The organism is Hydrogenophaga sp. OTU3427, from assembly GCF_038440225.1.
Lineage (GTDB): Bacteria > Pseudomonadota > Gammaproteobacteria > Burkholderiales > Burkholderiaceae_C > Hydrogenophaga.
This window is the reverse complement of the sequence record NZ_JASATI010000025.1, coordinates 64,921-75,323: the sequence shown is the minus strand read 5'-3', so window position 1 is coordinate 75,323 and position 10,403 is coordinate 64,921. Positions and strand designations below refer to the sequence as shown.

Here is a 10,403-nt window from a genome sequence, read left to right as displayed (position 1 = left end):
GGTGCTAAACGGGGCCCGCGCGCCCCGCGGTGGCGCGCGGCGTGACGGTGTTGGCGCATCTGCGCAAACCCATCACCGACGACAAGAGCCGCGAAGTCCTGTTTGGCGGCACGCAATACCAAAAACGCTGAAGCCGACACAAAGATGTCGGCCTTGCTGAAAATCGGGGCGCGTAGCGCATATACTAGAAGGCTTGTCGGAGCGTAGCGCAGCCTGGTAGCGCATCTGCTTTGGGAGCAGAGGGTCGCGAGTTCGAATCCCGCCGCTCCGACCACCACCAAAAGAAAAAAGGCCCACAGCGTGGGCCTTTTTTCCATCTCTTCACTGCCCGTAGCTCAACCGGATAGAGCAGCTGCCTTCTAAGCAGCAGGTCGGGGGTTCGAGTCCCTCCGGGCAGGCCAGAAAACCCTTATAAATCAAGAATTTAAGCGGTTTTTCGAGCCGTATGAGGGGCACTTCCGGGACAAATCACCCGGGTTTGAAACACTTTATTGCGCATCGGGCGCCCCGGCCCGCGCACAATGTGACGAGCACGTTGTCTGTCACTCAAGCCACCCCATGAAGCGCGTCACACGCACCCTCTCCCTCCTCCTGTTCTGCGGCCCGATGCTCGCGTCCGCCGCCGACACCGAAACCCCCGCCGCACGTTACGAAGCCGACAAGAAGGTGTGTGCCGAGGCGTCCAACTCCAGCGCACGCATGCAGTGCCTGCGCGATGCCAAGGCCGAGCACGACCGGGCCGTGGCCGACGCCAGGATGGCCAGCACGTCCCAGGCATCGGCGTCGCAGGCCAAGGCCGGCACCTGCGCGGATTGCGGCAAGGTTTTGTCCGTGGTCGTGGGCGAGCAAAAAGGCCAGGGCAGCGCCATTGGCGTCATCGGCGGTGGCGTGGCGGGTGCCTTGCTTGGCCGCCAGGTGGGCGGTGGCACCGGGCGCGACCTGGCCACCATCGCGGGCGCGGCCGGTGGCGCCTACGCGGGCCACAAGATCGAGGAAAAGGTCAACTCGACCAAGGTCTGGACCGTGCGTGTACGGCTGAATTCGGGCCAGGAACGCGGCTTCAGCTTCAACCACGACCCCGGTCTGATCAGTGGTGACGCGGTCAAGGTGTCGGGCAAGACGCTGGCGCGGCTCTGACGGCCGCGCCATCCCCTGCACAGGACCGCCCTAGCCTTCCAAGGGCCACACACGCAAGGCCGGCAGCGACAGCGTGAAGGTGGACCCCTTGCCCGCCTTGCTGTCCACCCGCACCTGCCCGCCGTGGCGTTGCACCACGTGTTTGACGATGGCCAGGCCCAGGCCCGTGCCTCCGGTTTCCCTGGAGCGGCTGCGGTCCACGCGGTAGAAGCGTTCGGTCAGGCGCGGCAGGTGTTCGGCCGCGATGCCCTGCCCGGTGTCGGTCACCGAAAATTCTGCACTGCCGTCTTCCAGCAGCCGCCAGCCGGCGCGGATGGTGCCACCGGCGGGGGTGTAGCGCACGGCGTTGCTCAGGAGGTTGGAGAGCGCACTGTGCCACTCGTTGCGGCTGCCGGACAGGCGCAGCGCAGGGCACACCACCGCTTCGATCTGGTGTCCGCCATCGCTGACCGCCATCGACAGGCCACGCGCCTCCTCCAGCACCTCGTCCAGCAGTTCGGTGCTGTCGAAGTGCTCATGGATGCCCGGCACCGGGCTGCCTTCCAGGCGCGACAAGGTCAGCAGGTCGTTCACCAGGGTCTGCATGCGTTGGGCTTGTTGGGCCATCAGGCCCAGGTAGCGCTGGCGGTCCGACTCGTCCAGCGGCAGGTGCTGCATGGTCTCGACAAAACCGCTGAGCACGGTCAGGGGCGTGCGGATCTCGTGCGACACATTGGCCACGAAATCGCGCCGCATGGCCTCGGCCAGTTGCACCGCCGTGACATCGCGCGTCAGCAGCAGCTTGCGGCCTTCGGCATAGGGATGCACCTGCAGCGAGATGCGTTGGGGCGCCTCCTGCGAAAAATCACGCCCCAGGATGTCCACCGAACCGGAAAAATCGCCCACGCTGAGGTAGGTGGCAAAAGCCGGGTCGCGCACCAGGTTCTTGATGAACTGCTGCAGGTCGCGCTTGGCGTCGAAGCCCAGGTGGCCCGCGGCGGTGAGGTTGCACCACTCGATGCGCCAGGCGGCGTCGAGCAGCACCACGCCATTGGGCGAGGCCTGGATGGCGGCCAGGAATTCCTGCAACCGCGTTTCGCTTTCGGCCGCCTGCCGCGTCAGTCGGTGCATGGCCTTGCGGGCCCGTTCGCCCACCTCGCCCCAGACCGAACTCAGCCGTGGCGGTGTGGTGGGCTCCCCCAGACTGAGCCAGCGCAGCAGCAGGCCGGCGCGCACGCTGTCGATCAGCGCCCACAACAGGGCGCCCGCCAGCGCCCCCGCGAATGTGGCCCAGACCGATGCCGTGTACACGCCCCAGGCGGCACCGGCCGCGGCCAGCGCCACCAGTTCAAACGCGCGACGGATCATGCGGCGCGGTTCATGAGGCGGACGCGGCCGGCAAGGCACCGGCTTCGGGCAGCGCCTTGGCGCGCACGGCCTGCACGCTGAGCCGGTAGCCGGCACCACGCACGGTCTCGATCATGCTGCCGCCCTCCCCCAGGGATTCGCGCAAGCGCTTGATGTGCACGTCCACCGTGCGCTCCTCGATGTAGACGTGGTCGCCCCAGATCTTGTCGAGCAGGCTGGCGCGGGTGTGCACGCGTTCGGCGTGTTTCATCAGGTAGTGCAGCAGCTTGAACTCGGTCGGGCCGACCTTGAGCTCCTGGCCGTCGTAGCTGACCCGGTAGGTGCCGGCGTCCAGCGTCAGCGGTCCCACCTGCACCGAGTCGTTGACGATCTGCGGCGCGCGCCGGCGCAGCACGGCGCGGATGCGCGCCAGCAGCTCCTGGGTGGAAAACGGCTTGGTGATGTAGTCGTCTGCGCCAGCGTCCAGGCCCTGCACCTTGTCCGACTCGTCGCTGCGGGCGGTCAGCATCAGGATGGGCACGGTCTTGGTCCGTTCGTGCTTGCGCCATTGGCGTGCCAGGCTGGCACCGCTTTCGCCCGGCAGCATCCAATCGAGCAGGATGACATCGGGCAAGACGGCGTCCACCTCGCGCTGGGCAGCCAGTCCATCGAACACCACGGTGGGTGCGAATCCGTTGTGACGCAGGTTGACGGCGATCAGTTCGGCGATCGCCGGCTCGTCCTCCACCACCAGCACGCGGGGAAGTTTTCTCATTTGACCAGGCGCTCCACCGTGGCCATGGGCGTGTGGCGCACGTCCTCGCCCTTGACGATGTAGATGATGGACTCCGCGATGTTCTTCGCGTGGTCGCCCACCCGCTCGATGGCCTTGGCCAGGAACAGCAGGTCCAGGCTGGGCGAAATCTTGCGCGGGTCTTCCATCATGTAGGTGATGAGCTTGCGCAGGAAGCCGTCGTACTCCAGGTCCACCTCGTCGTCGCCCTTGATGATTTCGATGGCCATGGCCGTGTCCAGCCGGGCAAAGGCGTCCAGCGACTTGCGCATCAGCGTGGCCGCGAGGTCGGCCGCGACCCGGAGCTCGGACGTGGGCAGCGAACGCGGCGAGCCGTTTTCGATGATGGACTTGACCATGCGCGCGACCTTGGCCACCTCGTCGCCGGCACGCTCCAGGTTGGAGGTGGTGCGCGAGATGGCCATGAGGAAACGCAGGTCGCGTGCGGTTGGCTGGCGGCGCGCGATGGTGGAGGTGATGTCGTGGTCGATCTCGCGCTCCATCTGGTTGACGCGGTTTTCGTTCTCGATCACCTGATTGGCGGTCTCCAGGCTCAGGTGCACCAGCGCGTACAGGGCCTGGTGGAGCTGCGACTCGACCAGCCCGCCCATTTCGAGCACGCGGGTGGAGACGGTGTTGAGATCGGCGTCGAACTGGCTCGACAGGTGTTTGTCGCTCATATCAGCCAAACCTTCCAGTGATGTAGTCTTCGGTCTCGGTGCGCTTGGGCTTGAAGAAGATCTGTTCGGTGGCGCCGAACTCGATCAACTCGCCCAGGTACATGTAGGCGGTGTAGTCGCTGCAGCGTGCGGCCTGCTGCATGTTGTGGGTGACGATGGCGATGGTGTAGTCGGCCTTGAGTTCGTGCACCAGTTCCTCGACCTTGCCGGTGGAGATCGGGTCCAGCGCCGAGGTCGGCTCGTCGAGCAGCAGCACCGAAGGCTTGACCGCCACGCTGCGCGCGATGCACAGGCGCTGCTGCTGGCCACCCGACAACGACAGGCCACTCTGGCTGAGCTTGTCCTTGACCTCGTTCCACAGCGCGGCCTTGGCCAGCGCCCACTCCACCCGGTCGTCCATCTCGCTCTTGCTGAGGTTTTCGTACAGACGCACGCCGAAGGCGATGTTGTCGTAGATGGTCATGGGAAACGGCGTCGGCTTCTGGAACACCATGCCGATGCGGGCGCGCAGCAGGTTCAGATCCTGTCCAGCGTCCAGGATGTTCTGGCCGTAGAAGTTGATCTGGCCTTCGGCGCGCTGGCCGGGGTAGAGGCTGTACATCCGGTTGAGCGTGCGCAGCAGCGTGGATTTGCCGCAGCCCGACGGGCCGATGAAGGCCGTGACCTTGCGTTCGGCGATGTCCATGGTCACGTTGCGCAGGCCCTGGAACTTGCCATAGAAGAAGTTCAGGTTGCGCACCTCGAGGGCGTTCTTGGTGTCGATCAGGGTGTCGGTCATGGGAGTATCCGGAAGATGGGGTGCGAGGCCGGGCGCGGTGCGCTCACTTGGGGCTCCTGTCACGGAAAAACACACGGGCCACGATGTTGAGCACCAGCACCGCCAGCGTGATCAGCAGCGCGCCGCCCCAGGCCAGGCGGATCCAGTTGTCGTAGGGGCTCATGGCGAACTGGAAGATCACCACCGGCAGGTTGGCCATGGGCTTGTTCATGTCGGCGCTGAAGAACTGGTTGTTGAGCGCGGTGAACAGCAGCGGCGCGGTTTCGCCGCTGATGCGGGCCACCGCCAGCAGCAGGCCGGTCATCACGCCACTCTTGGCGGCACGCAGCGTGACCATGGTGGACACCTTCCAGCGCGGCGCGCCCAGCGCGAACGCGGCTTCGCGCAGGCTGCCCGGCACCAGGCGCAGCATGTTCTCGGTCGTGCGCACCACCACCGGCACCGCGATCAGCGACAGCGCCAGGCTGCCGGCCCAGCCGGAGAAGTGCCCGCTTTGCGCCACCACGATGGCGTAGACGAACAGGCCCAGCACGATGGAGGGGGCAGACAACATGATGTCGGTGACGAAGCGGGTCAGCTCGGCCGTCTTGCTCTGGTCGCCGTATTCGGTGAGGTAGATGCCGGCCAGGATGCCCACCGGCGTGGACACCAGCACCGAGAAGCCCACCATCATCAGGCTGCCGACGATGGCGTTGGCCAGGCCACCGCCATCGCTGCCGGGTGCCGGGGTGGATTGGGTGAACATGTTCCAGTCCAGCGCGGCCAGGCCGTTGGAGAACAGCACGTACAGGATCCACAGCAGCACGGTCAGGCCCAGCGCCATGGCACCCATGGACAGGGTCAGGCCGATGGCATTGGCGCGCTGGCGGCGCTTGTACAGGGTTTGGTTGAATTCCATGGTCGGTGTCTTCTCAGAAGCCCTTGGCTTTCTCGGCGCGCAGCAGCATGAGCTTGGCCGCCGCCAGCACCACGAAGGTGATGACGAACAGCAGGAAACCCAGCGCGAACAGCGTGGACAGGTGCAGGTCGGCGGCTTCGCCGAATTCGTTGGCCAGGGTCGAGGCGATCGAGGTGCCCGGCGAGAAGAAGGAGGTCGGCAGCCGGTTGGCGTTGCCGATCACGAATGTGACCGCCATGGTCTCGCCCAGGGCGCGGCCCAGGCCCAGCATCACGCCGCCGATCACACCCTTCTGCGTGTAGGGCAGCACCACGCGGCGCACCACCTCCCAGGTGGTGCAGCCCAGGCCGTAGGCCGATTCGCGCAGGATGGGCGGCACGATCTCGAACACGTCGCGCATCACCGCCGCGATGAAGGGCAGGACCATGAAAGCCAGCACGATGCCGGCGGCCAGGATGCCGATGCCGTTCATGGCGCCACCGAAGAGGCCGCCGATCAGGGGCATCTGGCCCAGGGTGGACTGCAGCGCCGGCTGGCCGTGCTCGGCGAACAACGGCGCGAAGATGAACAGGCCGAACATGCCGTAGATGATGGACGGCACGGCCGCCAGCAGCTCGATGGCCGTGCCCAAGGGGCGGCGCAGCCACACCGGGCAGGTTTCGGTGAGAAACAGCGCGATGCCGAAGGCCAGCGGCACCGCGATCAGCAGCGCGACGCCAGCGCTGGCCAGCGTGCCCACGATGGCGATGGCGGCGCCGAAGTCCTCATTGACGATGTCCCATTCGACATGCCAGACGAAGTGGAAACCGAACTTCTGAAAGGTCGGCCAGGCGTTGAGGAACAGGGAAACGATGATGCCCATCAGCGCCACCAGCACCACCAGCGAAAACGCCTGCGTGATGCGGTGAAAAAGAAAGTCCTGCAGGCGCTGCCGCCGGGCAATCGCCTCCATGTCTGGCTGCCCCGAAGGCGTTTCCTGTGCCGTGGCTGGCTCTGCGCGCATTGTTGTATCCACACTCATGTTGGCTCCCGGGCCTGGGGACAGACATCAAAAAAGGCCGGACCAGACCGGCCCGGCGAGGCTCACAGGCCTCACTTCTTGATCTGCGACCAGACCTTGGAGCGGATTTCGTTCGTCAGGCTGTCGGGCAGCGGCACGTAGTCGAGGTCGATGGCCATCTGCTTGCCACTCTTGAACGCCCAGTCGAAAAACTTCAGCACCTCGGCGGATTCCGCCTTGTTGGTCGGCTCCTTGTACATGAGGATGAAGGACGCGGTGCTGATCGGCCAGCTTTCGGCGCCCTTGGCGTTGACCATGGACACGCCCATGCCGGGCGCGCTCGACCAGTTCACACCGGCGGCGGCGGCCATGAAGGTCTTGTCGTCGGGCGCCACGTACTTGCCATCCTTGTTCTGCAGCAGCACGAAGGGGATGTTGTTCTTCTTGGCGTAGGCGTATTCCACATAGCCCAACGAGCCCTTGACGCGCGACACGTTGGCGGCCACGCCCTCGTTGCCCTTGCCGCCCACCGACGAGGCCGCCGGCCACTTGACCGCGGCGCCCTTTCCCACGGTCGATGCCCAGTCCTTGCTGACCTCGTTGAGGTAGTCGGTGAAGTTGAAGGTGGTGCCCGAGCCGTCGGCGCGGTGCACGATGGTGATGGACAGGTCCGGCAGCGGCTTGCCCGGGTTCAGGGCGACCAGCTTGGGATCGTTCCATTTGCTGATCTTGCCCAGGAAGACCTCGGCCAGCACCTCGCCGGTCATGCGGATCTCGCCCGGCTTGAAGCCTTCCACGTTGTAGACCGGCACGGTGCCGCCGATGACGGCGGGAAACTGCACCATGCCGTCCTTGTCGAGGTCGGCACCGGACACCGGCGCATCGCTGGCGCCGAAGGCCACGGTCTTGGCGCGGATCTGGCGGATGCCGCCCGAGGACCCGATGGACTGGTAGTTCAGGCCCGTGCCGGTGTCCTTCTTGTAGGCCTCGGCCCACTTGGCGTAGATCGGGAAGGGGAAGGTGGCGCCGGCGCCGGTGATGTCGGCGGCGAAAGCCTGGCCCATGGCCAGGGTGGCCAGCGCGGCGGCGGCAACGGTCTTCAGCAGGGTGCGTTTGGCGTTCATGGGTTTCCTCTGGGTTGCGACTTGTTCAGAATGGACAGGTGCAACTCTAGGGAGGCAATGTGACATGATTGTGACAAGGTCGTGTCCACTTGAAAACACGGTGTTGACGGCTCGGTGGCCACGCGGTTCCGTCATGGGCATGCGTCACAATGGCGGCAGTTTTTTCGCCGACGCGCGCCACGCACCCCACACCTCAGCATGCAAAACGGAACCCTTCTGGCCGCAGTCGACCTGGGATCGAACAGTTTTCGCCTCGAAATCGGGCGTTTCCAGGCCGGCCACGTCGAGCGGGTGGAGTACCTCAAGGAAGCCATACGCCAGGGCAGCGGGCTGGACGAGACCCGCGCCCTGACCCCCGCCGCCATGCAGCGCGGCTGGGACTGCCTGGCCCGCTTCGGCGAACGTTTGCAGGGTTTTGGCAAACAGCAGGTGCGCGCCGTGGCCACGCAGACGTTGCGCGAGGCGCGCAACCGCGACGAATTCCTCGCCCGCGCCCAGGAGCTGCTGGGTTTTCGCATCGAGGTCGTCTCCGGCCACGAGGAAGCGCGCCTGATCTACCAGGGCGTCTCGCGTCTGCTGCCGCAGTCGGACGAGCACCGCCTGGTCATCGACATCGGCGGGCGCTCCACCGAAATGATCCTCGGCCAGGGTTTCAACGCCCTGCGCATGGAGTCCTACCGGCTGGGCAGCGGCTCCTGGTCCACACGCTACTTTCCCGGTGGCGAATTCACCGCCGAGGCCTTCCGAACCGCCGAGGTTGCGGCCCAGGCGGTGCTGGACGAAGCCCTGGACACTTTCGCCAAGGACCAGTGGAGCGTGGCCTATGGCTCATCGGGCACCGTGGGCGCGGTGGCCGAGCTGCTGGCCAACAACGGCTGGCCGGCCGGCGTGGTGGGCCGCGCCGGGCTGGACTGGCTGCACGGCCGCCTGTTGCGAGCCGGCCACGTGGACCAGCTCAAGATCGACGGCCTGCGCGACGACCGCAAGGCCGTCATCGGCGGCGGCATCAGCGTGCTGCGCGCCATCTTCGACCTGTTCGACCTCGACCAGTTGCTGCCCGCCCAGGGCGCGTTGCGCCAGGGCGCGCTCTACGACCTGATCGCTCGCGACGCCGACGACACCGACGTGCGCGAACGCACCGTGGGCTGGCTGGCCGAGCGTTTTTCGGTCGACCCGGCCCAGGCCGAGCGTGTGCTCAAGCTGAGCATGGCCCTGTTCGAGCAGGTGGCCGCGCCCGACCCGCTGGCCGGACGCTTCTCGGCCAAACTGGCCTGGGCTGCCCGCCTGCACGAGATCGGCACCCACATCTCGCACAGCGATGCCCACCAGCACGGCGCCTACATCCTCGACCACGTGGACGCGCCCGGCTTCTCGCTGCCCGAGCTGCACCGCATGAGTCAGCTGGTGCTGGGCCAGCGCGGCAAGCTGCGCAAGATGGAAGCGGCACTGGAGGAAGAACTGTTCGCCAAGCAGCTGCTGTGCCTGCGCCTGGCCGTGCTGTTGTGCCATGCCCGCAAGGCGCCCGACACGTCGGGCATGAAGCTGGGCTACAAGGGCGGCGCCTTCCGCCTGGTGGCCTCGTCCGACTGGGCCAGGCGCTTCCCGCAGTCGGCGTGGCTGCTGCAGGAGGAAGCCGCCGCCTGGCAGAAGACACGCTGGAAATTCGGCGTCGAACTGAAATGACGCCATGACGGCGCAGGGAAGGCCATAAACCGTATATACGGTTTACACTGTTCCTCCCTTTTCAACACCCCTGCATGCCTATGGCCACCAGCACCCGCCGCCCTGCCCCTTCGGCACCCGCCGCCAAGGCCGATCCCAAAGCCACCGCGAAGGTGGCAAGCAAGGTCCCCGCCAAGACCGTCAAGATGGTCAAAAAACCCGCCGCCCCGGCGGCAGTGCCCGCTCCGGTACCGGTGGCCATGCCCAAGAAGGACAAGAAGCCCAAGCTGGTGCGCGACAGTTTCACCATCCCCAAGAACGAGTACGAGGCGATCGACAGCCTCAAGGCACGTGCGCTGTCGCTGGGCCTGGGTATCAAGAAAAGCGAGCTGTTGCGCGCCGGCCTGATGCAGCTGGCCTTCATGCCCGACGCCGCCTTCGCCAAGGCCTTGGCCGCGGTGCCCACGCTCAAGACCGGGCGACCGGCAGCCGACACGCCCAGCGACAAAAGAGCCAAATGAGCAACTGAGCGGCCGCCCAGGCTCAGAGCAGCTCGGGCGTCTGGACCGTCACCACCACGGTCTGCGGCACGCCGTCGCGCTCGCGCCGGCGCAACCACCACAGCGCACCCTTGCGCACCGCACATTCGGTCTCGCTCAAGCCCAGCAGCTGCGCAATCACGCGGCCCAGCGCCGGCTGGTGGCCCACCACCAGGGTCGCCCCCTTGGCATCCGGCCATTGCACCAGCTGCAGCAACTGGTCGGGCGTGCCATGGGGTGCCAGCTCGTCTTTCAGGCGGTACTTGCGCCCCAGCGTCACCACCGTCTGCTCGGTGCGCACCGCCGGGCTGGCATAGATGCGGGCGCCGTCGGGCAGCTGGCGGTCCAGCCAGGCCGCCATGCGGGCGGCCTGCTTCTCGCCCTTGCCGGTCAGGCGCCGCGCGAGGTCGCCACCCAGCTCAAAATCGTCCTCGGCCTCGGCGTGCCGCCACAAAATCAGGTCCAT

11 protein-coding genes and 2 tRNA genes are annotated in these 10,403 nt (G+C 66.3%); 5 read left to right on the top strand and 8 right to left on the bottom strand.

What is annotated here, in order from left to right; translation table 11 throughout:
• Nucleotides 1-197 precede the first annotated feature (197 nt).
• From AAHB17_RS15240 to AAHB17_RS15230, 3 genes are all read left to right on the top strand, one after another.
• Nucleotides 198-274: transfer RNA gene (locus AAHB17_RS15240), tRNA-Pro, on the top strand.
• 50 nt (nt 275-324) lie between these two features.
• A tRNA-Arg gene (locus AAHB17_RS15235) sits at nt 325-401 on the top strand.
• A 157-nt stretch (nt 402-558) separates the two neighbouring features.
• Entirely contained in the window at nt 559-1,137 is a 579-nt protein-coding gene (locus AAHB17_RS15230; RefSeq protein ID WP_342131481.1) for a glycine zipper 2TM domain-containing protein, read from the top strand.
• Nucleotides 1,138-1,167: 30 nt separating this feature from the next.
• Here AAHB17_RS15230 and phoR read toward each other — a convergent pair whose 3' ends face one another.
• From phoR to pstS, 7 genes are all read right to left on the bottom strand, one after another.
• Nucleotides 1,168-2,484: a phosphate regulon sensor histidine kinase PhoR gene (gene phoR / locus AAHB17_RS15225; RefSeq protein WP_342131480.1), complete on the bottom strand. Its 1,317-nt coding sequence runs from the start codon at nt 2,482-2,484 to the stop codon at nt 1,168-1,170.
• Nucleotides 2,485-2,494: 10 nt separating this feature from the next.
• Nucleotides 2,495-3,238, bottom strand: coding sequence for a phosphate regulon transcriptional regulator PhoB (gene phoB / locus AAHB17_RS15220; RefSeq protein WP_342131479.1), 744 nt, complete (start codon nt 3,236-3,238; stop codon nt 2,495-2,497).
• The gene (gene phoU, locus AAHB17_RS15215; protein ID WP_342131478.1) at nt 3,235-3,936 is read right to left on the bottom strand and encodes a phosphate signaling complex protein PhoU; all 702 of its coding nucleotides are present in this window, start codon (nt 3,934-3,936) and stop codon (nt 3,235-3,237) included. The genes phoB and phoU overlap by 4 nt, the downstream gene beginning before the upstream one ends.
• A gap of 1 nt (nt 3,937) precedes the next feature.
• A complete protein-coding gene (gene pstB, locus AAHB17_RS15210) occupies nt 3,938-4,714 on the bottom strand; it encodes a phosphate ABC transporter ATP-binding protein PstB (RefSeq protein ID WP_342131477.1) in 777 nt (258 codons plus the stop codon).
• 43 nt (nt 4,715-4,757) lie between these two features.
• The gene (gene pstA, locus AAHB17_RS15205; RefSeq protein ID WP_342131476.1) at nt 4,758-5,612 is read right to left on the bottom strand and encodes a phosphate ABC transporter permease PstA; all 855 of its coding nucleotides are present in this window, start codon (nt 5,610-5,612) and stop codon (nt 4,758-4,760) included.
• Between the two features lie 13 nt (nt 5,613-5,625).
• Nucleotides 5,626-6,615, bottom strand: a complete 990-nt coding sequence (gene pstC, locus AAHB17_RS15200) for a phosphate ABC transporter permease subunit PstC (RefSeq protein ID WP_342131475.1) — start codon at nt 6,613-6,615, stop codon at nt 5,626-5,628.
• 89 nt (nt 6,616-6,704) lie between these two features.
• Entirely contained in the window at nt 6,705-7,736 is a 1,032-nt protein-coding gene (gene pstS, locus AAHB17_RS15195) for a phosphate ABC transporter substrate-binding protein PstS (RefSeq protein WP_342131474.1), read from the bottom strand.
• A gap of 198 nt (nt 7,737-7,934) precedes the next feature.
• Between pstS and AAHB17_RS15190 the strand changes: the two genes are divergently transcribed.
• Nucleotides 7,935-9,419, top strand: a complete 1,485-nt coding sequence (locus AAHB17_RS15190; protein ID WP_342131473.1) for a Ppx/GppA phosphatase family protein — start codon at nt 7,935-7,937, stop codon at nt 9,417-9,419.
• An 80-nt stretch (nt 9,420-9,499) separates the two neighbouring features.
• Nucleotides 9,500-9,919, top strand: a complete 420-nt coding sequence (locus AAHB17_RS15185; protein ID WP_342131472.1) for a hypothetical protein — start codon at nt 9,500-9,502, stop codon at nt 9,917-9,919.
• A gap of 22 nt (nt 9,920-9,941) precedes the next feature.
• Here the strand turns inward: AAHB17_RS15185 and AAHB17_RS15180 are convergent, their stop codons facing one another.
• Nucleotides 9,942-10,403, bottom strand: coding sequence for a SixA phosphatase family protein (locus AAHB17_RS15180; protein ID WP_342131471.1), 462 nt, complete (start codon nt 10,401-10,403; stop codon nt 9,942-9,944).